Raw genomic sequence first — 25,962 nt, 5'->3', positions numbered from 1 at the left:
TTCAGTAGCCGTGAGCGCCGCTCCCCCCAACCAGGCCCGCGCCGGCGAACTGAGGCAGCTGCTGCAAAGGGCCGCCCACGCCTACTACGTGCTGGATGCTCCTGAAATGGAGGATTCGGTCTACGACCGGCTCTATCGCGAGCTGCTGGAGCTGGAAGCAGCCCACCCGGAGCTGATCACCCCAGACAGCCCTAGCCAGCGGGTGGGGGGCGCTCCAGCTGAGGGGTTCAGCAGCGTGGAGCACCGCATCGGCCTGCTCAGCCTCGACAACGCCTTCAACCCGGGCGACTTGGAATCCTGGTATGGCCGGCTGCTCAAGGTGCTCGACCGCAAGCCGGCCACCCCCCTAGAGATGGTCGGGGAGCTGAAGATCGACGGCAACGCCCTAGCCCTCAGCTACGAGCATGGGCTGTTGGTGCAGGCCGCCACCCGGGGCGACGGCGAGCGGGGCGAGCAGATCACCGCCAACGTGCGCACCATCGCCTCGGTGCCGCTACGTCTGCAGCTTGAGAACCCACCAGCCTGGGTGGAGGTGCGGGGCGAAGCCCTGATCCCCGATGACACCTTTGCTGCCATCAACGCCGAGCGGGCGGCCCGCGGTGAGGCCCTGTTTGCCAACCCCCGCAACGCCTGCGCCGGCACCCTGCGCCAGCTGGATCCAAAAGTAGTAGCGGCGCGGCGGCTGGATTTCTTCGCCTACACCCTGCACCTGCCGAAAGACACGCCCCAGGGGCCCAGCAGCCAGTGGCAAAGCCTGCAATGGCTGCAGACCGCAGGCTTCAAGGTGAACCCCAATGCCGAGCTGCTGCCGAATCTGGCGGCGGTGCAAGCCTTCTTCAGCTCCTGGGACACGGGCCGCCGCGCCCTGGCTTACGCCACCGACGGCGTGGTGGTGAAGCTCAACGACCTGCGCCTCCAGGACGCCGCCGGCTTCACCCAAAAGGCGCCTCGCTGGGCGATCGCCCTGAAATACGCCGCCGAGGAAGCGCCGAGCATCTTGCTGCGGCTGGCCTGCCAGGTGGGGCGCACCGGGGTGATAACCCCCGTGGCCGAATTCGAACCGGTGCCCCTGGCCGGCACCGTGGTGAGCCGCGCCACCCTGCACAACGCCGATCGCCTGGCGGAGCTGGATCTGCACGCCGGCGACACGATCGTGGTGCGCAAGGCCGGCGAGATCATCCCCGAGGTGGTGAGGGTTCTGAGCGAGCTGCGACCAGCGGGAGCCGGGCGGCTGGAGCTACCCCAGGTATGCCCCGAGTGCGGCTCGGAGCTGGTGCGGGAGGAGGGCGAAGCGGCCACCCGCTGCGTGAATTCCAGCTGCCCGGCGATCCTGCGCGGCGCCCTGCGCCACTGGGTGAGCAAGGGGGCCCTAGATGTGGACGGACTGGGAGCCAAGCTGATCGAGCAGCTGGTGGATCGGGGCCTGGTGGGCTCGATCGCCGACCTCTATGGCCTCGATGCGGCCCTGCTGGCCAGCCTGGAGCGGATGGGAGCCAAGAGCGCCGACAACCTGGTGGCTGCCCTGGCGGCATCCAAACAGCAAGCGTGGCACCGCCAGCTCTACGGCCTGGGCATCCACCACGTGGGCGAGGTCAACGCCAAAGCCCTAGCCAAGGCCTTCCCTAGTGCTGCTGATCTGGCAACCGCCACGGCCAACACACCCGAGTCGATCACCGCCGTGTTCGGCATTGGCGCTGAAATCGCCCAATCGCTGCAGCAGTGGTTTGCCACCCCCGCCAATCAACTGCTGCTGGAGGATCTGGAGCGGCTGGGCTTCTCGCTGGCAGCCGGGCCCGAGGAGCCTGGAGCTAGCTCCGAGACGCCCCTAACCGGGCAGACTTTTGTGCTCACCGGCAGCCTGCCGTCTTTGAGCCGCAGCGCCGCCCAAGCCCTGATCGAAGCGGCCGGCGGCAAGGTGAGCGGCTCGGTGAGCAAGAAAACCAGTTACGTAGTGGCCGGCGAGGAAGCGGGCAGCAAACTCGGCAAGGCCGAAAGCCTGGGGGTGACGGTGCTGGATGAAGCTGGACTGCTGGAGCTGCTCAAGGCTGGATCTGGTTAAGGCTGGGTCTGGTTAAGGCTGGAGCAACGCGATCACTTCAGCCATAGATGCCTCCTCATCGCCATCAAGAGCCCGCGCGGCAAGATGACTTCATGGATAATCCCCAGCCGCAGGCCTACCGCTGGATCAAAACGGAGTGCGGTCGCGCCAAATACGACCAACTGGCCGCCCATCAGGGGCTGCTAGCAAAACTGCGGCTGGCTTGGTTTGTGTTGATCGCAGCGCTGCGGGATTGGCGGCTAACAACGTGAACTCGCCCCGTAGTTAAGAGATAGCCAAGAAGGTAAAGGCTTGCTTAAAGCCATAGGCCTAAGGCGGATGCAAAAACTCTGCGCATGTATCGCCTAATACGAGCTGAAGTAAGGCGTCAGACTTCAGGCCCCTAATAAACAAACTGATAACCAACCCTTAACCCCCAGCGGGGTCAAGGGTTGGCAAGGTTGTGAAATCTGACTCAACTCAGCGTGGCACTAGTCTTCAGTATTCTTGACCCGGCCACAGTTGCAGTTGGGGGTGTTCTCTCTCTCGCAAGTATTAACGCGAATGCGGAAATCTCCGCTTACAGCGCTAAATCTGGCTACCTGTACACAGTAGGTGGCGGATCTGGTGCCCTTGGAGTCAGCGATCTGCGCAATCCAGCCAGCCCTGTGGTTGTGGCTCGCGGAACCTCCGACGTCGTCGGTGAAACCTTCCAGAGCGTGGCGGTCTTCGGAAATCTGCTCGCAGTTGCGGTTCAGAACGCCGTCAAAACAGATCCGGGATCTGTTCAGTTCTATGACCTGACCAATCCCTCGCTTCCGACCCTGCTCAGCACCGTCACCGTGGGCGCCCTGCCCGACATGGTGAAGTTCAGTGCCGACGGCAAGAAGCTGCTGGTCACCAACGAGGGTGAACCCAATTCGCTCTACACGATTGATCCGATCGGTTCGATCTCGCTGATCGACACCAGTGGTTATCTTGCCACCACGCCCGTGGCCCCGGCCCAGGCAAATGTGCAGAGCGTGGATTTCAGCGCCTGGGAAAACCGCCGGGCCGAGTTGATCAACCGCGGCGTCCGGATCGGCACCCGGCTGGGGGTCACCACCACCGTGGCCCAAGACATCGAACCTGAGGCCATTGCCATCAGCGCCGACGGCAAGAGCGCTTGGTTGTCACTGCAGGAAAACAACGCCATTGCCGTGCTCGATATCAGCGGCGCGACGCCGGCGATCAAGGAGATCTTCTCAGCGGGTATCAAAGACTGGAGCCGGGGTACTGCCAGCGCCAAGAACTTTGGCTTCGAACTGGAATATGCCGCTGGTACGGCCAACCTACCCACTGGCGTACTGGCCGGTGGGCTTTCAGGTTTGACCTTTGCCGGTAAGGAAACGGTTGGCGGTACCGAGCTCGACGTCTACTACTCGATTACCGACCGTGGCCCTAACGGCACCCTCGTCGATGGCAAGCGCCAGTTCATCGACCCTGATTTCCAGCCTTCCATTTACAAGCTGGGCATGAACCGCGCGACTGGAGCGGTGAGCGAACTGGCCCGCATCGGCCTGAAGCGTGCCGACGGCACGCCTCTCACCGGCCTGCCGGAGTTGGCCAGTAAAGACGACATCCCCGTCGACAAAAATAACGTAGCTCTCCCCTACGACCCGTTCGGCATCGACTCGGAAACCGTGTCGGTGTTCGATGTCACCATCGGCGGCACCAACCGCAAGGTCTTCGCCGTGGGCGACGAATACCGCGGCCAGATTGCCCTGTTCGACTTCACCACAGGCAACCTGATCCAGCGTTACATTCCCGCCGGCCAGAAAGCCCAGCTGGCAGCACAGCACAACGTGAACGGCGCCAGCCCAATCGGTGCTGAGACGATCGACAGCCTGCCCGCCATCTACGGCAACCGCTGGAGCAACCGCGGAATTGAAGGCATGGCCTTCAATTCCATTGACGGGTTGCTCTACGCCTTCATGCAGAGCCCCCTGGATGTGGATGCCAACGGTGACGGCGTCACCGAGGGCCGCAGCCGCTCCGAGCTCACCCGCATCCTGGCCATCGATCCGGCCACCGGCACGCCGGTGAAGGAGCACCTCTACCTGCTGAGCGGCCGTTCCGGAGCCACCAACTCCGAACTGCAGGACAAGATCGGCGATGTGGCCTTCGACGCGGCCCGCGGCGTGTTCCTGGTGATGGAGCGCGACAGCACCCGCAGCCTCACCGGCTTCAAGCATGTCTACGAGGTGGATCTGCGCGGGGCCACCAACACCCTGGCGATCACAACCGCTGCCAACCAGGCCACCGATGGCTGGCAGGGCAAGATCGGTGTGGCCAGTCCCGAGCTGCTCGACAACCGCCGCACCCTGGTCGATCACGACAGCAATGCGGCAACAGCGCAGATCTTCAGCACCTCCAGCGCCGATGCCCTAGCCAAGGCAGGCATGCGCTTGGCCCACAAGATCGAGCTCTTCAACCTGCCCTCAATCGGCGGCACCACCGCCTACGACAAGCCCGAAGGCCTCACCATCCGCGACGACGGCTCAATCGTCATCAACTACGACAACGACTTCGGCACCGAAGGCGCCAAGGGCAATGCCTTCACCGTGGTCAGCTTCGATCGTGCCGGCTTCGACAGCTCCGATCGCGATGTGGACGGCAGCTCGGGCAAAGGCAACCAATACCGGCCGATCAGCGGACTCCCGGTTTATAGCCTCACGATGCCCGATGGCATCGCCACCTACACCGATTCCCAGGGCCGCAGGTTCCTCTTGGCAGCAGGCGAAGGCGACTCCCGGGAGTATCCCGCCGATGACACTACCCTCGAACAGAAGACGACCAAAAAGGGTGCAGTCTTCTATGACCTCACCCGGGCTGATGCCACCACTGTGGTTAACAACACAGCCTTTCGCGAGCATCCCGGTGTCAGCGCACTTAATGCTGCCTTCAAAACAGCCACAGGCATCGATCGCACCCGCCTCAATCTCCTGAACGACTACGGCGACATCAACGGCGACGGCAAGATCGACAAGGCCTTCAGCATCGGCTCTCGATCCCTGCGCATCTACGACGACAAGGGCAACGTCGTATTTGATTCCAGCTCGGCGCTGGAAGATCTGGCCAACCGACTCGGCTACTTCACCAGCGGCTACGACCGCGACGACGACAAGGGCACCGAACCCGAGATGGTGGAGGTATTCACCGTCAACGGCAGCACCTACGCCTTCGTGGCCCTGGAACGCACACCCACCAGCGTGGCTGCTGTCTTCGACGTGACCAACCCCTATGCCGTCGTGGCGGTTGATCCCATCGTGTTCCCCGGGGCCCAACGGGTGGAGGGAATCACCTTCCTCACCACCACCACCAACGCCGCCCGCAGTGTGATCGCTTCCAGCGAAGGGAATGATGTGGTGTCGGTGGGGGATTTCCCCATCCCCTACAGGCTGCAACTTCTGCACCTCTCCGATGGTGAAGCCGGCCTGCTGGCCTCCCAGACCGCGCCCTACCTCGCAGGCCTGGTTGATGGATTTGACAACACCTATGCCAACACCCTGATCCTGGCCGGTGGCGACAACTTCATCCCTGGCCCCTTCCTCAACGGCGGCACAGACCTCAGCGTGCGCGACGAGCTCAACGCCGTAACCGGCTCCACCATCAGCATGGCTGCCTCCACCAACCATCCAATCGGTGCGGTAGACATCGCCATCCACAACCTGATCGGTGTGGAAGCTTCCACCATCGGCAACCACGAGTTTGACCTGGGCTCGCGGATCTTCCGGGACAGCTTCACGCCTGCCTCCGGCTGGGTGGGTGCCCAATTCCCCTACATGTCGGCCAACCTCGACTTCAGCGGCGATGCTGATCTGAGTAGCCGTTTCACCAATACCACCACCACGGCGGGCCTTGAGGAAGCAGCCTCCCAGAAGGGCCGCATCGTTCCCTCGGCCGTGGTCACCAAAAACGGCGAGAAGATCGGCCTGGTGGCTGCCACCACCCAGATCATCGAGAAGATCAGTTCCACCGGTGGGGTGGAAGTAAAGGGTTTCAACGGCGATGGCTCGGAGCGCGACGACATGGCCCTGCTGGCCAGCCAGCTGCAGCCGGTGATCGACGACCTCATCTCCCAGGGGGTCAACAAGGTGATCCTGATGGCCCACCTGCAGCAGATCGGCAATGAGAAGGCCCTGGCTCCCCTGCTCCGCGGTGTGGACATCATCTTGGCGGCCGGCTCCAACACCCGCCTGGGCGACAGCACTGATCAGGCCGTGGCCTTCCCGGGCCATGACGCCAACTTCGCCGATACCTATCCCATCGTCACCCAAGGGGCCGATGGCGGCACGACCCTGATTGTCAACACCGACAACGAGTACACCTACCTGGGTCGCCTGGTGGTGGATTTCGACGCCCAAGGCCGCATCATTCTCGGCAGCATTGATCCCCTGGTGAGTGGGGCCTATGCCGCCACCGCAGCCAATGTGGCCAAGGCTTGGAACGTAACCGAAGCCCAACTGGCAACCACAGCCTTCGCCGAGGGCACCAAGGCTGAAAACGTGCAGGATCTCACCGATGCGGTTCAGGCCGTGATCAGCAGCAAGGACAGCCAGGTCTGGGGCTTCTCCAATGTCTACCTCGAGGGTGAGCGGGCCTTCGTGCGCTCAGAGGAAACCAACCTCGGTGATCTCACCGCCGACGCCAACCTCTTTTACGCCAAGGGCATCGACCCATCGGTTGTGATCTCCCTCAAGAACGGTGGCGGCATCCGCTCCCAGATCGGATCGGTTGATGTGGTGAGTGGGGCAAAGGAAACCACCCTCGCCAATCCCTCAGCCAATAAGCCTGAGGGCGGTGTCTCCACCCTCGATATCGAGAACTCCCTGCGCTTCAACAACAGCCTCTCCCTGGTGACCGTGAGCGCCACCAAGCTCAAGGAACTGCTCGAGCACGGCATTGCCCTGTACCCCAACCAGGGACGCTTCCCCCAGGTAAGCGGCCTGGCCTTCAGCTTCGATCTCACCAAAGCTGCTGGCAGCCGCATCGTGAATCTCGCCATTCAGGACAGCCAGGGCAATGACCTGGATGTGGTGGTTCGAGCCGGCGCCCTAGTGGGTGATTCAACCCGCACGTTCCGGATGGTGACCCTCAACTTCCTTGCTAGCGGTGGCGACAGCTATCCATTCGCCAAGGATGCTTCAGAGCAGCGTGTGGATCTCTTCAATGCGAACGCACCGCTCACCGGTGCCGCCAAATTCAGTGGCGATGGCACCGAGCAGGATGCCTTGGCCGAGTACCTCAAGACGAATTACGGCAGCCAGGCCCAGGCCTACAACCAACCCGAAACCCCCGTCTCCCAGGATCTGCGGCTGCAGAACCTGGCGGTGCGCACGGATGAGGTGATTGATGTGAAGCTAGGTACAAGCGGAGCCGATGACACATTCAGTTCTGATGCCATCAAGCTTCAGGGCTTCGACGGCAAAGGTGATGTGCTGTTCACCGGCGCCGGCGCCGACAGCGTGGACATTGAAACCCTTACTGGATCTGCAAACACAATTTTCACCGGTTCCGGCGCCGACGTTATCTACGCCGGCAGCCGCGATGTGATCACCGGCGGCGGGGGCGACGACGTGATCACTGCCGACGCCGGCAATGGCAACCGCCTCAGCGGTAATGCCGGAAACGACGACTTCATCATCGGCAGCTCCGGTAATCGGGCGCTAGGCGGTTTGGGCGACGACCGATTCGACATCCTTGAAACTGCAGGTACCAACTACCTAAATGGTGGCTCTGGCTATGACCAGTTCTGGCTGATTAGGTCTGGAGATGGCCCCACTGCTAAGCAGTTCGTGATGGACTTTACTGCCGGCGAAGACAAAATCGGCCTGCAGGGAGTCGCTTTCAGTGCCCTCAGCTTCACCCAAGTGGGCGGTGACACGCTCTTGAAGGTGAACGGAACCGAGGTGGGTCATTTCACTAATGTCAGCTCTAGTGTTCTTAACAACCAGACCAACTTCCTGTTGGCTTGATATCATCCTGGCACCTCACTTCCCTATCAGGGCTTGAAAAGGACTGCCTGTACGTGACGATGTCGTCTGCACGACAAAGCCACGTACAGGCAATCACCCTCTCCAGACAAAATCTGTGTCAATTTAGTTAAGCAAAAAATCCTTTTTCGCACATCCTTTCCAATGGCTAAGAACACCATTCTGATCATCGGCGATGGCATGGGCTGGGAGATGGCCCGTTCCGGTGCCATCTACAACCAGGTTGAAAAAGAGATCAATACTCTCAAGGCGGCAGGCAAAACTGATCTGGAGATTAAGGCGGTATTTGCCAACCGCACCATTAATGATTACTACACCTCTGGCAAGGGATCAGGCACCCCTTATCAGGAATTCGGCGGTTTCAGCCTAGTCACAACCGGTTCAACTAAAATTGCTGGTAGCACAAACAACAGCGCTCTCCAGGGCAGCACTTCTTTCCACGACACTGGGGACGCTCCCCTTCGTGATGGCTTTGTCTTTGACCCCAGCACCAACTATGTAAACTGGGATAGCATCAAGGGTGGGGAAACCCCATGGGATGCGGATTATTATGAAAACAGGGCTAATACGAGCGTTGGCTTTGATAAAGAGTATGTAAAGGGTGATTATCCGGACTCTGCCAATACTGCATCGACTCTTTATGGTGGCATCAAAACTTATAATGGTGCTATTTCTGTTAACATTGAAGAGCACGGCTTCGAATCCATCTTGATGGAGGCGCAAGCCGCAGGCAAATCCGGCGGCGTTGTCACCTCGGTGCCAATCAACCATGCAACTCCTGCAGCTGCTGTCGCCAATGTCAATAGCCGCAATAAATATCAAGAATCATCCAATGCCGGCAAGTTCGGCGTGGATGGCCACCCCCTTGAGCTCACAGATAACATTCTTGATGAGATACTGTTTGATTCCAAGCCCCAGATTGTTTTGGGCGGCGGCAACCCGGCAGGCGGCACCTCCTATGTAAGTGTCGCTGCTCTCACTGGTCTCGTCGCTGGTACCTACCAGGCAAGCCAGCAGGCAGTTACAGGAAAAGATGCTGCTGGCAAGGACATTGTTACCCAGACCCCCTCTGGCCCAACCATTAAGGAGGAAGGCTGGACAGTGCTCGGTCGTTACGATAACTACACCGGTGACAAGGCAGCTAAAACTAGTCTTCAGCTTCTTGAGGAGGCTGTTATAGCCTTCAATCCAAACACCGATCACCTGATGGGGATCTACGGTGCGAAAGGGCAAGGAGGTAACCTCCCTTGGCGTACTGCCGACAGCGACTACTCAGCCACTGGCACTGGTGCCTATTCCACCAACTCCAATACAAGCGCTACAAACTCAGCCCTAACCGGTGACGCCCTAGCGGCAGAACTGAAGGCCAGCCCCACGGTTGCCCAGCTGACCGGCCAGGCGCTGAAGGCCCTCGGCAAGGATCAGGATGGTTTCTGGCTGATGGTGGAAGTTGGCGACCTCGACTGGGCCGCCCATGCTGACAACATGGACCTGATGCTGGGCACCCTCCATGACATGGATGATGTCGTTACCACGGCGACTACATGGGTAGCAGCTAATGGGGGCTGGGAGAACAACCAGATAATGGTTACCGCTGACCATGATCACTATCTGACCCTGCTCCCCAACTTCCCCAAGGAGATTGCCGAGTCAATCCTGGCCAGCAAAGCCTCCACGGTTGCCGCACCGAACGAGGCATCTACAGGTGTAAATAAGGGTTACGACACCAGCCTGACCCCCACCCTGACCAACGGTTCAACCCCCGAGTGGTCAGCTGGAGATGCGGAGAAGGTCGGCCACTTCTGGGGCACAGCTGCCAAATTGAAGGATGGCAGCACTGGCCTGGGTGATGCTTGGTGGACCCATACCCAACGCCCCGTACCCATTTACTACAAGGGTGCAGATAGTGAGTTGATCGAGGAGTTTGTTGGTACGGGCATCGAGGCCTACGGCACCGTGATTAATGGTATTCCTAACATGATTGACCAAGCCCATGTGGACTTGGCCATGGAGGCGAGCCTCCTGGGTGGTAGCACCCCGGAGCAGCGTCTAATGACTGCCCAAGACTCTGTTGTGAGCCCCACGCTCGCCTTCACCAGCGTCAGCGACGACCTCTTGGTTGCCAATGCGGCCCAACAGCTCACCTTCAAAGCGAACACGATCTTTACCGGTGCTGGCGACGACGAGGTGGACAGCGACCTGAACGACAGCTTCCGCAATACGATCTTCACTGGTTCCGGCGCCGACGTGATCTATGCCGGCAGCCGCGATGTGATCACCGGTGGCAGTGGCGACGATGTGATCACTGCCAATGGCGGCAATGGCAACCGCCTCAGCGGCAATGCCGGAAACGACGACTTCATCATCGGCAGCTCCGGTAATCGGGCGCTAGGCGGTTTAGGCGACGACCGGTTCGAGATCCTTGAAACTGCAGGCACCAACTACCTCAATGGTGGCGCTGGCTATGACCAATTCTGGCTGATTAGGTCTGGAGATGGCCCCACTGCTAAGCAGTTCGTGATGGACTTTACTGCCGGCGAAGACAAAATCGGCCTGCAGGGAGTCGCTTTCAGCGCCCTCAGCTTCACCCAAGTGGGTGGCGACACCCTCCTGAAGATGGGCGCAACCGAGCTTGGCCACTTCACTAATATGAGTGCTGGGGTGCTGAACAACCAGGCCAACTTCGCTGGCTTGGCCTGACACATCGTCTGATTGGGACTTTTGATTCCGTGAGCCTGATCTCCAACTTGATTGGAGTTCAGGTTCATTTTTTAAGAGAATTTGGTCAACTGGGGATCACTTTAGCTTGATCCGCTTTTGATCAGCAGCTCAGCTTTACCGCAACACACACAACAACAAAGCGCAATTCATCCGAACCATGTCATCACCTTCCATCACTTTCAACCATGGCGTGGCTTCGGGCGATCCTTACGTAGATTCAGTCATTCTGTGGACCCGGGTTACACCGCCCCAGGGACTGGATGCCAAAATTGATGGTACTTGGCAAGCCTCACTAAGCCCTGGCTTTGAGCCCGATTCGATTGTCGATAGCGGTACGTTTAGCACCACCGCCGCCCGCGACTGGACTGTCAAGGTGGTGGCCGATGGTCTCAAGGCAGACACCACCTACCACTACCGCTTCCTGGTCGGCGATGTGGAGTCGACGGTGGGCCAAACCAAGACCCTGCCGGTGGATAGTGATGCGGTGCGCCTGGCCGTGTTCTCCTGCGCCAACTTCACTGCCGCAGACACTTTCGCGGCCTATGGCCGCGCCGCAGCCATCAACGCCGTCAATCCTTACGACGCGCTGGTGCACCTGGGCGACTACATCTATGAATACGGCCCCGGAGGGTATGGAGCCGCCGAGGACGCCGCCAAGGATCGGGGCTTCCTGCCGAACCGCGAGATCGTCAGCCTCGATGACTACCGCCAGCGCTACGCCCAGTATCACACCGATCAAAACCTCCAGGCCCTGCGCGCCGCAGCGCCCCTGATCGCGATTTGGGACGACCACGAAACAGCGAATGACAGCTGGAGTGGTGGTGCCCAAAACCACCAGACTGAAACCGAAGGCGAGTGGATTGCCCGCCGTGATGCCGCCCTCAAGGCTTACTACGAGTGGCTGCCGATCCGTGAACCACTCCTGCGTCAAGGCGTCGACAAAGGTGATGCCAGCACACCCCTGACCCAGGGCTACCGCTCCTTCAACTTCGGGGATGTCCTGGATCTGCATGTACTCGAAACCCGGCTAACGGCCAGGGATGAGCAACTCGACTACCCGGACGCGGCAGCCGTGCAGGCCCGCATTGGCGCGATCCTCGCAAGCCCCACAGACTTGACCGCCTACGCCACGAGGCTTGGAGTTACCCCTCCCGTAGGCCAACAAGCGATCGCGGCCTTCGCCCCTTCCCTGGCACCCGTCGTTACCCAGGAGCTGGTAATTGCCGCCGTGCAGAAAGCCTGGGGAGATCCAAACAGGGATCTGATTGGGGATACCCAGCTGGCTTGGTTGCAAAACCAGATGGGCCAATCGAAGGCTGCCTGGCAGGTGCTCGGCCAACAGGTGCTGATGCAGTCGATGGCGGTGCCCGCCGAGCTGCTTTTGAACGCCGGTAATTTAAGCCTGCTGGACAAATATGCTGCTCCGCTGCAGAAACTAGCCACCGGCACCGCCTTTGCTGAGCTTTCGGCGGCCGAGCAGGCCCTGTTCGCTGAAGGCGGCAAAATTCCCTACAACCTTGATGCCTGGGATGGCTACGGCGTCGAGCGGGAAACCATCCTTCAAACCGCCCTCGCCCAAGGCAAGCGCCTAATTAGCCTTGCCGGCGACACCCACAACGCCTGGGCTGGTGTGCTCGACACGATGGCCCCTGGCAGCAAGCCAGCTGGCACGGTGGCGGGTGTGGAATTTGCCACCCCAGGAGTCACGTCCCCAGGGCTTGAAAAATACTTTCCCGGTGCAGACGGTTACATCCGTGATAAGTACCCTTCGGTGGATGGCCTCGATGGCCTATTCCGCGGCTATGTAAGCGGCCTCAAGTATGCCGATCTGAACCGCCGCGGCTTCCTAGAACTCACAGTCACAGCTGAAAAGGCTGAGGGCAATTTCCAATTGTTGAATGGCTTCGATGCCAACTCAGGCGCTTCCCAATGGAGCAGTGAAACAGTTGTCACGACACGCGAACTCAACCTCAGCGTGAACCAGCTAATCAGCTGGGAACCAACCTGGCGCGAGCTTGATCTCGTCCTCGGTGTTGCCGTGGATGCTGCCGGCACCGTGACAAGGCTCAACCCCGCGTCCTATGCCAGCGTCCCCCGCGAGGGCGTGCAGTTTGCCGACGTCTCGATCCAGGGTTCGGACGGCGCGGATCGTATCTTTGCTGGTGTGGGATCGCTTATTGACGCAGCCGGCGGAAGCGACGAGCTGTTCAACACCGACAGCCAGGGCAGCAACCGCCTGGTCGGCGGTCTTGGGTATGACACTTTCTACCTGAATGCCAGCACTGATGCTGTGATCGGCGGGCGGTTGATTAGCGATGCTTCTGGGCCGCGCTCAACCATCCTCTATCCAACAGCTGCAATTATCGATCAGACCCCAGATAAGTTCTACATTCTCTCCGATACAGTTACTGGTGACACCAGCAGAGTGTCCATCGTTGATTTTGAGATTGGCACTGATCAGGCCTTCATCGATGGCAAGCCGGTTTCAGGAAACTGGCAACTCGCTAAAGAAGAGTTGCTGAAGGCTGGAGTTAGCGTTAACGCAGCACCGATCCTCACGGAAGCAGCCACGGGTTTAACCCTAAATCTTGTCCCTGGCGTCAACGCTCTGATAGCCCCATCGGCGACCTACGGGCAAGACCCAGATGGTGATCAATTGAGCTTGGTCGTACTCCGTGGACCGGATTGGATCACCATTGATGGCCTCAACATCAGTATCAATACACCTAAAGGTCTCAAGGCTGAAGATGTTGCCACACTAGACCTAGAGCTGGGCTTCTATGACGGTAAAGCAATTACCCCATACAGTCCAACGTTGGTCTTTAAGGAAGCACCTCCGCAACCCGCTAATACTTCCGTTCTGGGGGTGACCACCCCAACTGGCGAAGTCAAAACCTTCGCCCTAAGGCATTATGGAGGCAACTTTAATCCCACTAAATCTGCTCAATTGATGGACACAGTTGAGAAAGTCAATAAGCTAGACACAAGCTATCGAGATAACGTTACTAACGCTGCTGTAACCCTTTCTGAAAGGGCCTTGAACTTCGAGGCAGATATTGAAGCGAAAATCTCGGCCTTTAACGTTGGTGTGGATTTGGGCGCCTTCATCAATACCCTTCCAGCCGCCTCAAAGCACCTTACCTACTACTCAATTGATTCTCAAGGCAAAGTTACTCCTCTCACCTACAATCCTTTCAAGGGTGGTGGTGCTCGCTTTTACGATCGTAGCGGCGATGGTGTCGCCGATTTCGTCAGCCTCAAGCTGATTGATGGAGGCTATGGTGATAAGGATGGAACTGTTAACGGCACGATTGTCGACCCTTCAACTGTTGGCACCGCTGATCTGAAACCCGTGCTTCAGATGGGTGCGCTCGGCATCCTAAAAGCATCGGATCCAAGCAATACCTCCGCATCGGCTAACTTTTTCTTAAAAGCATCCCTCCAAACCCTTCCATCCAGTGCCAATCAAATTGGTTATTTGGTACTGGACGAGAGTCAAGTAGCGAGGGCTGCCTCCCTAGATCTGGACACCATTCGTCGGCAATCTCAAATCTTATTTACGACACTTGAAAATAGTGACGTGATGTTGCCGTCCAGCACCACTTTCACCAAAGACATTTTGCTCCTTAACAACCAAAATGTTCGTTTCTTTGAAGTGATAGACGGCACCATAGATCAACTCACCAGTGCCATGGACCCACGCCTGAGCTTCTTCAATGCAACCTTGAGGAATCAAAGCTCTGCCGAGTTCTCTTCATCTAGTGGTGTTAGCTTCATCCTCAATCTTCAAGACAGCAATCAAGGTCTCAGTGCCTTGATTGGGCAAGAGCAGGGCACGGCAGCTGTGCTTGATTTCTCGTCATTCACTACGGGCGAAGTTATCCGGGGGACCCTTCATATGGGCCGTGAAGCCAGTTACGATTCCATTACCGGCTTCTACCGAACCCTAGATTCGAGTGGCTCTGTGCGTACGGCCAGTGGTGTTGTACTGCGTCCTGAGGATGCTGGTTACGCCGCTGCAGCCATACGCACTGAAAATCGTGTGGACAGCCTCTCTGGCTTGAGCATTGGCAACAAACAAACATCCTCGAAAGCCGTCGCACTCAGCGAAACCTCCTTCTTGGCGCCCTTTGCCCAGGTGAATGGCAACACTTTCTTTGGTTTTGCCGCTGCCAATACGGATAAGATCAGCCACTTCCGTGTTCTTGGCACAAACATATTTGGCCTAGAAGATATGCTTGGCGGTGGTGATCGTGACTTTGACGATAATGTTCTCGTCTTTAAGTTTGACACTATTGCCTAAATCAGTAGACCGGCAAACTTATTAATTCGCGGCCATTCTTGGCTGGCGCTTAATCATTCCCAGCGCCAGACCAATACAACCCAATCTCCTGCTAAACAGGATTCAAGCCCCTGCCCTAGGGCAGGGGCTTTTTTGTTTGTGGACGCTCAACAAGTTTGTCGTCGGACACCCGGCCTAGTTTTATTCCCCTATTCTCACTCAAATGGGCTGGGTTTTCCAGTGTCTCCTTAGCTTTACTCGGGCAAAAACCCCGGCGACTGGCTTATACAATTGCAAAGCTGCACAGCCGGCGGCCGCCTAATCAAGCCGGCGTCGGCTAAATCACGCGTCACGATTACCCAGCGCCCGCTGCGCCGCCTTACCAGCCAGCCAAACGCTGGCGACGGTGGCCAGCAGGCCGCCTATGCGCAGAGCCCAGGTGCCGGCATCGGCCTCGCCGGAGAGCACTTCGCCGAAGCGGGCCACATCGCCGGCCAGGGCGCCCAGGCCGCAGAACAGAATCGTGCCGGGCAGGATTCCGATCAAGCCAATGGAGTAGTCGCGCAGGCTCACCTCGCTGAGGCCATAGGCGAAATTGAGCAGGGAGAAGGGAAAGGCCGGCGAGAGACGGGTGAGCAGCACCAGCTTCAGCCCCTCCCGGCTCACCGCCTGCTCGATCGCCAGCAGCTTCGGCACAACCGCCAGGCGCCGGCGGGCCCAGTTGCGCAACCAAGTGCGACCGAGCAGGAAAGCGGCCTCGGCCCCCAGGCAGGCCCCTACAAACACGATCAAACTGGCCCACCAGGTGCCATACAGGGCGCCAGCCAGCATCGAAGCCCATACCCCTGGTAGCAGCAGGGTTACCCAGAGGGCGTAGAGGGGCACAAAGACCAGGGCGCCTGCAGGAGAGCGCAGGGCGGGCAGCAGCAGGTCGAGCAGTGCCGATCCATCCATGAACGAACCGTAGCGGTGGGCAGAGCCAGCCCGGCGCCTTATAACCGGCCCAGGCGAGGACACATGCAACGATTACCATGCCCAGTCCCACGGGTCGCAAGGGGGGCCGCGGACCCTGGCCGATGGTGGCGGCCCTGCTCGCCTTGGTGCTGCTTGCCGGCCTCGGCAGTCGCCTGTGGCAGCAACGCCAGCAGAAGCAAGTCGAAGCGCGGAAGGCCGTACCGCTGCTGCCCCGCCAGGTGTCCGCCCTGGGCCGGATCGAGCCCCTGGGCGGCATCAGCCAGGTGTCGGTGCCCAGTTCCCTGAGCAATGACCGGGTGCGGGAGATCCTGGTGAAGGAAGGCCAGGAGGTGCGTAAAGGCCAACCTCTGGCGGTGCTCGAAAGCATCGACACCCTGGAGAGCAGTGTGCGCAAATCCGAGGCGGAGATCCGCGTGGCCGAGAGCAAGCTGGCCGCCCAGGACAGCGTCATCGCCCGCTACAAGGCCGACCTGGGCCAGGCCAGTGCCGAGGCACGCCGAGCCGAGCAACTGTTCGCCGCAGGGGCCACCAGCGCCAACCGGGTCGAAAAGCTGCAGGCTGACGAAAGCAGCGCCAAGGCCCAGGTGGCCGAAGCGATCGCCACCAAGGCAACCCTGGTGGAGGATCTGCGTTCCAGCCGGGCCTCCCTGGACAAGGACAAGACCGAACGGGCCAAGGCCACGGTGCTAGCGCCGTTCTCCGGCACCGTCTTCAAGGTGCATGCCCGCCCCGGCGACAAGGTTGGTGAGGATGGCCTGCTGGAAATGGGCGACAGCAGCCGCATGGGCGTGATCGCCGAGGTTTATCAGAGCGATCGGCCGATGATCGCCCTGGGTCAGAAGGCCAGCCTCAGTGCGGATGGTTTCAAGGGCCGCAAGGTGGAGGGCCAGGTGGTGGAGATTGCCCGGGAGGTCAGCCGTCAGACCGTGTTCAGTGGCCAGGCCGGCGAGAACCTGGACCGGCGAGTGCTGGAAGTGAAGATAGGCCTTGCCCCGCAGGAGTCGGCCCTCGCCAGCCATCTGAACTACCTGCAGGTCAATGTGCTGTTCGCCCCGCTGACCGCGGCCCAGCAGGCTGACCAGAAGGCGGCCCGGGATCGCGTCCTGAGTGGCGCGCCATGAACCCGTTCGCCGCGCTGCGCCGCACGCCCCTGGCCTGGCGGCAGACCAGCCATCGACCGATGCGGCTGCTGGCCGCGATCGCCGGTGTCAGCTTCGCCAACGTGCTGGTGTTCTTCCAGCTGGGTCTGGCCAGCGGGTTGTACGCCAGCCAGAAGCGGCCGCTGCAGCGCCTCAATGGCGAGCTGGTGATGGTGAGCCGCCGCTACACCAACCTGGGCGAACCGCTCAACCTGCCGCGCAGCCGCCTGATGCAGGCCCTGGGGGTGCAAGGGGTGGAAGCGGTGACACCGCTGTACATCGGCAAGACCGACTGGCTGAACCGCGACAGCCGCGAGAAAAAGCAGGCCCTGATTTTTGGTCTGGCGCCGGAGAATCCAGCCCTACGCATCCCCGAACTAGAGGCCGATCGCGGCAAGTTGCTGCGTCCCGATGGCCTGTTCTTCGACACCCTCTCCAAGAAGGCGGCCGGTCCAGTGGCCCAGGTGGTGACCAAAGACGGCTTTTATGACACCGAACTGCGTGGCAAACGGGCGGTGGTGAATGGCCTGTTCACCATGGGCCTCACCTTCGCCGCCGACATCAACCTGCTGACGTCGGCCAGCAACTTCAAAACCTGGTTCCCCGATCAGAGCAATGACGACATCCAGCTCGGCGTGATCCAGCTGCAACCGGGCGTGAGCCCGCAGCGGGTGCAGGCCACCCTGGAGAGCTTCCTCGATCCCTCGGTCAGGGTGCTGACCCTCCAGCAGCTGGAGGCGGTGGAGGTGGACCACTGGCGCAACAACACCTCCTTCGGTCTGATCTTCAACCTGGGGGTGCTGGTGGGCCTGATCGTCGGCGCGATTATCGTCTATCAGATTCTCTATTCCGACGTCAGTGATCACCTGCCGGAATACGCCACGATGAAGGCGATGGGCTACAGCGATCGCTTCGTCGTCGGCATCATCGTGCAGGAATCGGTGCTGCTGGCTGCCCTGGCCTTCGTGCCCAGCCTGGTGCTGGCGATCGGGCTCTATGCCGTGCTGGCCAACTCCACCTCGCTGCTGATCGCTATGACCGCCCAGCGAGCCGTTGCGGTGTTCGCCCTGACCCTGACGATGGCGGCCGGATCGGGCTGGCTGGCCACCGGCAAGCTGCGGCGGCTCGATCCCGCCGACATCTTCTGATGGGGTCGCTGGACGCTGCAGCCGGGCCACCCGATCACACCGGGCGCGAACTGCGGATCGAGGTGCAGCATCTGAACCACTGGTTCGGCGAGGGGGACACCGCCAAGCAGGTGCTCACCGACATCAACCTGACCGTGCATGCCGGCGAGATCGTGATCCTCACCGGCCCCTCCGGCTCGGGCAAGACCACCCTGCTGACCATGCTCGGCGGCCTGCGGGCCGCCCAGAGCGGCAGCCTGCGGGTGCTGGGTGAAGAGCTGCTGGAGGCCGACAACACCACCCTGACCCGGCTGCGGCGCCAGGCCGGCTTCATCTTCCAGGCCCACAATCTGCTGCCCTACCTGACGGCCCTGGAGAACGTGCGCTTCGGCCTGGAGGTCAGCCCCGTCTGGCTGGGGCAAGGCCGGCTGGCGATGGATGACTGCGCCGCCGCCATGCTGGGCCACGTGGGACTGGGGGAACGGGTGCAGTACTACCCCGAGAAACTCTCCGGCGGCCAGAAGCAGCGGGTGGCGATCGCCCGCGCCCTGGCCCCTAGCCCCCGATTGCTGCTGGCCGATGAACCCACCGCAGCCCTCGACAAGACCTCCGGTCGCGATGTGGTCGACCTGTTCCGCCAGCTGGCCGACAGCCACGGCGCCGCGATCGTGATGGTGACCCACGACAACAAGATCCTCGATATCGCTGACCGAGTGGTGAACCTGGAGGACGGCCGACTGGTGGCGAGCGCCTGAGCCCGAGGCTCAGCCCAAATCCCCCAGCCGTCTGCGGGCCAGGGCCGCCTGGGCTTCAGCTTCGGCCAGGTTTGCCTTGCACTCCAGCACCACCTCAGGCGGGGCCTTATCTGCAAAGTTGGGATTGGCTAGGCGACCCGCCAGGCCCTTGATCTCCCTATCGGCCTTGGCGATGTCCTTCTCCAGGCGGCCGCGCAGGGCGTCGAGATCCACCAGGCCCTCGATGGGCAACAACACCTGCAGCTCACCGCTCACGCCAGCCAGGGCCTTGGCGGCCGGAGCAGCTTCGGCCTGCTCGGGGCTAAGCACCGCCACGCTCTCGGCTCGGGTGAGGGCCGTGATGTCGGGGCTGGCCTCCTGCAACAGGGCTGCCAGCTCAGCGCGGCCAGTCACAAACGACACCGGCGCGCTCTGGCTGGGCTTGAGCCCCGCCAAAGCCCGCAGGTTGCGCACCACCCGAATCGCCTCGATCAGCTCGGCAAACTGGGCCTCAAGCTGGTCGTCTAGAGCGGCCTGATCAAGTGCCGGCCAGCTCTGCAGGGCCAGAAAGCTGCTCTCTGGCTGGCCAGTGAGGCCGTGCCACAGCTCCTCACTCAGGTGCGGCATCAGCGGATGCAGCATCACCAGCAACTCGCCAAGAACCTTGGCCAACACGGCGCGGGCGGTGCGCTGGTCGGCAAGGGCTGCTGGGCATGGATTTTCACCTGGATTGAGCCGCCGCTTGATCAACTCCACATACCAATCGCACACCTCGTTCCAGGCGAACTCATAAAGCCCCTTGGCCGCCTCGCCTAGGCCGTAGTTGCCATAGCGCTCCGCCGTTTCGCGGTTCACCCGCGCCAGCCGCGACAGGATCCAGCGATCCGCCAGCTGCAGCGCCGCCGGATCCGGCTCGCCCAGCGAAGCGGGCGTCTCCCCCCCCAGATTCATCAGGGCGAAGCGGGTGGCATTCCAGAGCTTGTTGGCGAAGTTGCGCGAGGCCTCCACCGTGGCGGAGGTGTCGGATTTGCGGTCGTAATCGAGGCGGATGTCCTGGCCGGCACCTGCCACCTCACGCACCAGGGCAAACCGCAGGGCATCGGCGCCGTAGCGCTCAATCAGCAGCAGCGGGTCGATGCCGTTGCCAGACGACTTACTCATCTTGCGGTTCTGTTCATCCCGCACCAGGCCGTGGATGTACACGTCTTTGAAGGGAATCCAAGGGATTCCAGAACCTTCCCTTCCACTCATGAGGGCTCCGGCCATCATCGTCATCCGGGCCACCCAGAAGAAGATGATGTCAAAGCCCGTCACCAGCACGCTGGTTGGATACCAGCGCTCCAGGTCGGCAGCATCGGCATCGGGCCAGCCCAGGGTGGAGAAGGGCCAGAGGCCGCTGGAAAACCAGGTATCGAGGGCGTCGGGGTCCTGCTCCAGCACCACGGGATGGGCGTGGGTGCCGCCGCCAAATTGGGCTTCCGCCTTCGCCATGGCTTCAGACTCATCGCGGGCCACCACATAGGGGGTGTTGTCGGTGATCACGCCGCCCGTTTCACTCACCACAAACCAGGCGGGGATGCGGTGGCCCCACCACAGCTGACGGGAGATGCACCAGTCGCGGATGTCGGTGAGCCAGTCGCGATACACCTTGCTCCAGCGCTCAGGCACGAAACGGGGATCGGCGTTCTCGAGGGCCTCACGGCAGCGGGCCGCCAGCGGCTCGGTTTTGACAAACCACTGGGTGGAGAGCAGGGGCTCCACCGGCACCTTGCCGCGATCGGAGAAGGGCACGCTGTGGCGGTAGTCCTCCACCTTCACCAGGAAGCCTTCGGCGTCCATGGCCGCCACCACCGCTTGGCGAGCCTCGAAGCGATCCAGGCCGGCGAAGCGGCCGGCCGCTTCGTTCATCGAGCCGTCCTTGGCCATCACCGTAATTAGCGGCAGGTTGTGGCGCTGGCCGATCGCGAAGTCGTTGGGGTCGTGGGCTGGGGTCACCTTGACGCAGCCGGTGCCGAACTCCGCATCCACGTGGTCGTCGGCCACGATCGGAATCTGGCGGCCCACCAGGGGCAGGGTGAGGGTCTGGCCCACCAGATCGGCGTAGCGCGGATCCTTGGGATTCACCGCCACGGCCGTGTCACCCAGCAGGGTTTCGGGACGGGTGGTGGCCACTTCCAGGAAGCCGGCGCCGCTGGTCAAGGGATAGCGGAAATGCCAGAGATGGCCGTCCACCTCCTTCATCTCCACCTCCAGATCGCTCACCGCCGAACCCGAGGCCGGGCACCAATTCACCAGGTATTCACCCCGGTAGATCAGCCCCTGCTCGTGCAGACGGTTGAAAGCCTCGATCACGGCGGCGCTGCAGCCGGCGTCGAGGGTGAAGCGCTCGCGCTGCCAATCCACCGAGTAGCCCAGGCGGCGCAGCTGGCCCACAATCGTGCCGCCGCTCTCCGCCTTCCAGACCCAGGCCTTCTCGAGGAATGCCTCACGGCCCAGATCTTCCTTGCGCTGGCCCTCGGCCTTGAGCTGCTTCTCCAGGATCGTCTGCACGGCGATCGAGGCGTGGTCGGTGCCCGGCAGGCAGAGCACGTTTTTGCCGCGCAGGCGCTGGAAGCGCACGATCGTGTCGATCAGGGCCGTGTTGAAGGCGTGGCCCATGTGCAGGCTGCCGGTCACATTCGGCGGCGGAATCACCACAGAAAAAGGCTCACCCGGTGCCGCAGGATCCGGGTGAAAGGCACCGCTGCTCTCCCAGGCGTGCTGCCAGCGGCTTTCCGTGCCCGCCGGGTCGTAGGTCTTGGGCAGGGCCGCTTCAGGGGCTGGGGCAGACAGCTCGGTCACGGCGGTGGCGGCAGGCACTCGAGCCATGGTCGCAAAACGGGCTGAGGCCAGGGATAATTAGGCCGTAGAGCAAGGCAATGCCGCATCCCCGGGCCCCCTCACAGGCGACACGACGGCTGGCATCGCTCTCCGTACCCATGCTGGCCTCGCTGCTGCTGCTCGGTTGCGGCGCCGGCGATGGGCTGCCCAACGAGCTTTACCTCGGGGTGGAGGTGAACCCCGACGAGAAGATCGACGCCGAGCTGCGCGCCGACACCCTGCAGCGGCTGGGCGGGCTGGAGGCTGGCTACCGCCAGCTCCACCCCAACACCCGCTTTCAGTTCAGTCATTACCCCGAAAAAGAGCTGCAGTGGGCGATCCGGCGCCGCAACCGGGCCGGGCTGGGCCCCGATCTGCTGCTCCTCAACGGGGACGCAGCCGTGCGGATGCTGAACGCAGGAGTGATCGCGCCCTACCCACAAACCGGGGTGGATCTCAACCCATTCGATCCCCAGGTGCTCGATCGGCTGCGCAACCCCTCCGGAGATCTCGCCGGGCTGCCATTGCTGGTGGAAACCCAGCTGGCCTGCTTCAACCGCCGGCGACTGCCCACCGCACCAGCCACCCTGGAGCAGCTGCTTGACACGAGTGCAAAGGGCCATCCTGTGGGCCTCTCGATGGAGGTCTACAACCTCTTCTGGACAGTCGGCAGCCTTGGTGCGGTCGACGCCATCGATACAGCCGCAGCCGGCAGGCAACCCAGCTGGGCCCAGCAGCAGGCGATCGAGCGCTGGCTCACCTGGCTGCAAAACGCCAATATCCAACAGCTCTTCACCTTCTACGCCAGCCAGGCCTCGGCGGAAGCGGAATTCCAGGCGGGCCGCCTCGACTGGTTCCCCTGCCGCAGCGCGTCCATACCACGGCTGCGCAAAGCTCTGGGGGATGGGCTCGGGGTGGCGCCCCTGCCGGGCGGCGAGTGGGGTGATGCGAGTCCGATCAACAAGCTTCGGGTGTTGGCCCTCGGCACCAATGCCAGCCGCAGCAGCCGCGAGCGGGCCCTGGCCTTCAGCCGCTTCAGCGTGAACCCCCTGAGCCAGAGGAGTCTCACCCTGGGCTCCCAGGTGGTGCTGCCGGCCAACCGCTTCGTGAGGGTGCCGGTGAGCAGCTCGAAAGTGCTCAGCGCCATGGTGACCTCGGCCCAGCAGGGCAGCCAAACCCACACCCTGGCGGAGCTGATGCACAGCAACGATCCCCGGATGGCCGAGATCCAGACCCTGCTCACCAGGTTGGTGTTTGGAGAGATGCAGCCCACCACGGCCGGCCAGAGGCTGGTCGCGATCCTGCGGAACCGGCCATGAGAGAGCTGTTGCTGGAGGTGCTGGGCTGGCTGGGCTATCTGGAGCGGCCCACCGTTCTGCTGCAACTGGGTGTGGCGATCGGGCTGATGGTGTTGCGGCGGTTTGCGGCGCGCCGAAACTGGCTTCCGCGACTGCGGCCTCAGCAATACACCCCCCTGGCGCTTGTGGTGCTGGCGGCCAGCTGCCTGCTGCTGGCCCTCCTGGGGCTGCCCTACGGACTCAGCGGCCAGCTGGGAGTGCTCTGGCTGGGCTGGTACGGCCTCAACCAGCTGCAGCCGCTGCTGCAACGTTGCCTCGGCGCGAAAGCGGCGCGGCAACTCGAGAGCCGCCTGCTGCGACCTGGCTATCTACTGCTGGCGGCCCTGATGCTGATCACCACCGTCGACAGCATCAGTGATCTGGCCGTGGCCCCCCTGGGCAGCATGCTGGGTGTGCCCGTCGATGCGGGCAAGCTATTCAACGCCGCCCTGATCACCTACCTGGTGCTGGTGGGCTCGGGGCCACCGGCAGCGGGCGTGGCCCGGCTGGTGCAACGGGCCTTGGCATCCAGCGATGGCAGCCGCAAAGCCTTGGAGTTGATGCTGCGCTACTCCGTGGTGGGCTTGGGCCTGGTGGCCGTGGGGGTGCACCTGGGCATCAACACCACCGCCCTGATCGCCGTGGCAGGTGGCCTCTCAGTGGGCCTGGGTTTCGGCATTAAGGAGTTGTTCTCCAACTTCATCAGCGGCATCTGGCTGCTATTCGAGGGCTCCGTGCGCCCAGGAGAAGTGTTGATGCTCGATGGCGATCCCTGTGAAGTTCGAAGTCTTGGACTGCGTGCAACCTTGCTTTGGCGTGATCGTGACAATGCCGAGCTGCTAATCCCGAACCAGACCTTCTTCACGCAGGCGGCCACCAGCTACACCGCTAGCGACCGCATGCGCCGCAGCCAGGTGAACGTTGGAGCGGCCTACCACCACGATCCAGTTGAGGTGATCGCCCTGCTGGAAGCCACGGCGCTGCTAGTGCCGCGGGTGCTGCCAAGCCCGGCCCCAAAGGGCTTGCTGCTCAGCTACGGCGATTCCGCCATCAACTACGCCCTGCGCTTCTGGATCGCCAACCCGATGGACAACGTGACCATCTGCAGCGAGGTGAACCAGGCCATCTGGAGGGCCTTCCGCGCGCACAACATCGAGATCCCCTTTCCCCAGCAGGTGGAGTATTCGATGGTGTGGCCGCCGGAACAGCACAAACCCAATCTCGATCGCCACTAACTGTGAGCCAAGCGGCTCATGTAGCACTCCCGGCTGCCGGCATTGATCCAGCCGGTAGCGATTGTTTTGGTGTGCTCCTCGCTCACCCTGCCTCGGTGGATGTGGGAGGGGCCAGCCGGGAAGATCACGAGTTTGCCCCGCTCAGCTGGCTCGTGGTGAGCCTGCCAATGAAACTCGGTGCCTCCGTTGGACACGTCGTTGCAATAGAGGATCCAGGCCAGCACGCGATGTACCGGCTCGGTCGCCTCGTCGCTGATTGTCCAGTCGCAGTGCCAGCGCTTGAAACCCTCACCAGGGGCGTAGCGCTGCAGGTTGAAAATCGGATTCACAAACAGCTCCTGCTCCGGGCAGCACTGGCGAAAGAGGGCCCGCTCCTGCAGGTAGCGCTCCAGCCCAGCCGTTACGCCGCGCAGGATCACCTCCGCCAGGGCGAAGGCCTCGGGATCGGAGCGGTCGATAGCCACCAGGCTGATGTCGGTGGAAATTTTGGCGGGCTCAGTTTTGCCGCCAGGGCCAAAGGCCACCCCGGGCCGCCGCAGGTCAACGCGGCGCTCATAAAAAGCCATCACCCCATCGGCGAGGGCCTCGAAGCCGGCATTGCGATAGGTAGCAACCAGGTTCATCAGGAGAGTTCCTGCCAGGGAAGGGCCAGGGCCGCCTCCAACTGCTGCCAGCGCTGCGGCTCCGCCGCGACCCTTATCAGCAGACCCAGCCGCTCCAGAGCCGCCACCACCCGCCCATGATCCAGGGGTCCAGCAGGCCCTAGGGGCAGCACCAACACCTGGGGCTCGGCGGGATCGGCAAGCACCCGCAGCTCCAAATCCTCCAGCTCACGCTCAAAAAAAATTCGCCGCATGCGGCCGGTGAGCCCTGGCCCCAGCGCCTCGGCATAAGCCTCCAGCGAGTCACGATCACCGCTGCAACCGCAATTGAGCGCCAACCAGATCAGCAACTTGGCCCAGCTTTCAGCGCTCCAGAGCGGCTGAAAGCTCTCACGGTGCTGCCGCACCAACTCGCCAATGGCGAAATCAAACAGGGTTGCCTGCAGGTTGATGGCATTCATGCCTGCCATCCTGCCCAGCTGCCGGCAGACTGCACGGGCATGCGACTGCCCAACCCATGGCCCTCGACTTCAACGACCCCGATTTGGAGTTCAGCGATCTCGTGTACGCCTACCAGAGCTGGGTAATGGCGGTGATCAACGACGAAAAGCTCGGCGGCGAAGAAACCCTGCTCACCGACGAGATCGCTGACGACGCCCTCAACGCCATGCGCTTTCTGCCCGGCGAAGTGACCAGCGCCATCGAAACCAGCCTCGCCCGTGTCTACGACGTAGATGCCGACGAACTCGCCAGCCTGCTGTTTCCAGAAGGCTGACGCCCCCATATGGAGCGCCCCAGAAATGCGCGATGCCGGGTTCGAACCAGCGACATCCTGCTTGTAAGGCAGGCGCTCTACCGCTGAGCTAATCGCGCGGTGT

General features: G+C 61.7%; 16 protein-coding genes and 1 tRNA gene. 11 read left to right on the top strand and 6 right to left on the bottom strand.

Annotated elements, in window-relative coordinates; translation table 11 throughout:
- Nucleotides 1-10: 10 nt before the first annotated feature.
- From ligA to KBY83_RS01775, 5 genes are all read left to right on the top strand, one after another.
- Entirely contained in the window at nt 11-2,059 is a 2,049-nt protein-coding gene (gene ligA, locus KBY83_RS01795) for an NAD-dependent DNA ligase LigA (RefSeq protein WP_255018038.1), read from the top strand.
- Nucleotides 2,060-2,151: 92 nt separating this feature from the next.
- The gene (locus KBY83_RS01790; protein WP_255018037.1) at nt 2,152-2,310 is read left to right on the top strand and encodes a hypothetical protein; all 159 of its coding nucleotides are present in this window, start codon (nt 2,152-2,154) and stop codon (nt 2,308-2,310) included.
- 213 nt (nt 2,311-2,523) lie between these two features.
- Nucleotides 2,524-8,055: a choice-of-anchor I domain-containing protein gene (locus KBY83_RS01785; RefSeq protein WP_396093206.1), complete on the top strand. Its 5,532-nt coding sequence runs from the start codon at nt 2,524-2,526 to the stop codon at nt 8,053-8,055.
- A gap of 162 nt (nt 8,056-8,217) precedes the next feature.
- Nucleotides 8,218-10,773 carry an alkaline phosphatase gene (locus KBY83_RS01780; protein ID WP_255018035.1) on the top strand — a complete coding sequence of 852 codons (2,556 nt, stop codon included), beginning with the start codon at nt 8,218-8,220 and terminating at the stop codon, nt 10,771-10,773.
- 178 nt (nt 10,774-10,951) lie between these two features.
- Nucleotides 10,952-15,097 (top strand): alkaline phosphatase D family protein, encoded by a 4,146-nt coding sequence (locus KBY83_RS01775; protein WP_255018034.1) that lies wholly within the window; start codon nt 10,952-10,954, stop codon nt 15,095-15,097.
- 321 nt (nt 15,098-15,418) lie between these two features.
- On the opposite strand, the gene KBY83_RS01770 is transcribed toward KBY83_RS01775, so the two are convergent.
- The gene (locus KBY83_RS01770; RefSeq protein WP_255018033.1) at nt 15,419-16,030 is read right to left on the bottom strand and encodes a TVP38/TMEM64 family protein; all 612 of its coding nucleotides are present in this window, start codon (nt 16,028-16,030) and stop codon (nt 15,419-15,421) included.
- A gap of 77 nt (nt 16,031-16,107) precedes the next feature.
- On the opposite strand from KBY83_RS01770, the gene KBY83_RS01765 reads away from it, so the two are divergent.
- The 3 genes from KBY83_RS01765 to KBY83_RS01755 are packed head-to-tail and all read left to right on the top strand — an operon-like array spanning nt 16,108 to nt 19,072.
- Nucleotides 16,108-17,172, top strand: a complete 1,065-nt coding sequence (locus KBY83_RS01765; RefSeq protein WP_255018032.1) for an efflux RND transporter periplasmic adaptor subunit — start codon at nt 16,108-16,110, stop codon at nt 17,170-17,172.
- The gene (gene devC, locus KBY83_RS01760) at nt 17,169-18,338 is read left to right on the top strand and encodes an ABC transporter permease DevC (protein WP_255018031.1); all 1,170 of its coding nucleotides are present in this window, start codon (nt 17,169-17,171) and stop codon (nt 18,336-18,338) included. The genes KBY83_RS01765 and devC overlap by 4 nt, the downstream gene beginning before the upstream one ends.
- Complete coding sequence (locus KBY83_RS01755) at nt 18,338-19,072, top strand: ATP-binding cassette domain-containing protein (RefSeq protein ID WP_255018027.1); 735 nt, start codon at nt 18,338-18,340, stop codon at nt 19,070-19,072. The genes devC and KBY83_RS01755 overlap by 1 nt, the downstream gene beginning before the upstream one ends.
- 9 nt (nt 19,073-19,081) lie before the next feature.
- Here KBY83_RS01755 and KBY83_RS01750 read toward each other — a convergent pair whose 3' ends face one another.
- Both KBY83_RS01750 and KBY83_RS01745 read right to left on the bottom strand, forming a co-directional pair.
- Nucleotides 19,082-21,919 carry a valine--tRNA ligase gene (locus tag KBY83_RS01750; RefSeq protein WP_255018026.1) on the bottom strand — a complete coding sequence of 946 codons (2,838 nt, stop codon included), beginning with the start codon at nt 21,917-21,919 and terminating at the stop codon, nt 19,082-19,084.
- Nucleotides 21,864-22,031 carry a hypothetical protein gene (locus KBY83_RS01745; RefSeq protein WP_255018110.1) on the bottom strand — a complete coding sequence of 56 codons (168 nt, stop codon included), beginning with the start codon at nt 22,029-22,031 and terminating at the stop codon, nt 21,864-21,866. Before KBY83_RS01745 ends, KBY83_RS01750 begins: the two co-directional genes overlap by 56 nt.
- On the opposite strand from KBY83_RS01745, the gene KBY83_RS01740 reads away from it, so the two are divergent.
- Together KBY83_RS01740 and KBY83_RS01735 are read left to right on the top strand one after the other, a co-directional pair.
- Complete coding sequence (locus KBY83_RS01740) at nt 22,030-23,229, top strand: extracellular solute-binding protein (RefSeq protein ID WP_255018015.1); 1,200 nt, start codon at nt 22,030-22,032, stop codon at nt 23,227-23,229. The genes KBY83_RS01745 and KBY83_RS01740 overlap by 2 nt on opposite strands.
- Nucleotides 23,226-24,482 (top strand): mechanosensitive ion channel family protein, encoded by a 1,257-nt coding sequence (locus KBY83_RS01735; protein ID WP_255018014.1) that lies wholly within the window; start codon nt 23,226-23,228, stop codon nt 24,480-24,482. Before KBY83_RS01740 ends, KBY83_RS01735 begins: the two co-directional genes overlap by 4 nt.
- On the opposite strand, the gene KBY83_RS01730 is transcribed toward KBY83_RS01735, so the two are convergent.
- Nucleotides 24,479-25,105, bottom strand: coding sequence for a 2OG-Fe(II) oxygenase (locus KBY83_RS01730; protein ID WP_255018010.1), 627 nt, complete (start codon nt 25,103-25,105; stop codon nt 24,479-24,481). The two genes, KBY83_RS01735 and KBY83_RS01730, sit on opposite strands and share 4 nt — an antisense overlap.
- Nucleotides 25,105-25,554 (bottom strand): protein phosphatase, encoded by a 450-nt coding sequence (locus KBY83_RS01725; protein WP_255018009.1) that lies wholly within the window; start codon nt 25,552-25,554, stop codon nt 25,105-25,107. The genes KBY83_RS01730 and KBY83_RS01725 overlap by 1 nt, the downstream gene beginning before the upstream one ends.
- Before the next feature lie 47 nt (nt 25,555-25,601).
- Here KBY83_RS01725 and KBY83_RS01720 point away from each other — a divergent pair, with 47 nt between their 5' ends.
- Nucleotides 25,602-25,859: a hypothetical protein gene (locus KBY83_RS01720; RefSeq protein WP_106502661.1), complete on the top strand. Its 258-nt coding sequence runs from the start codon at nt 25,602-25,604 to the stop codon at nt 25,857-25,859.
- 26 nt (nt 25,860-25,885) lie between these two features.
- Here KBY83_RS01720 and KBY83_RS01715 read toward each other — a convergent pair.
- Nucleotides 25,886-25,957: transfer RNA gene (locus KBY83_RS01715), tRNA-Val, on the bottom strand.
- Nucleotides 25,958-25,962 lie beyond the last annotated feature (5 nt).

Source organism: Cyanobium sp. WKJ7-Wakatipu (assembly GCF_024345355.1).
In the GTDB taxonomy this organism is placed as follows: domain Bacteria; phylum Cyanobacteriota; class Cyanobacteriia; order PCC-6307; family Cyanobiaceae; genus Cyanobium_A; species Cyanobium_A usitatum.
The sequence above is the reverse complement of the archived record's forward strand: the minus strand, read 5'-3'. Positions and strand labels throughout refer to the sequence as shown.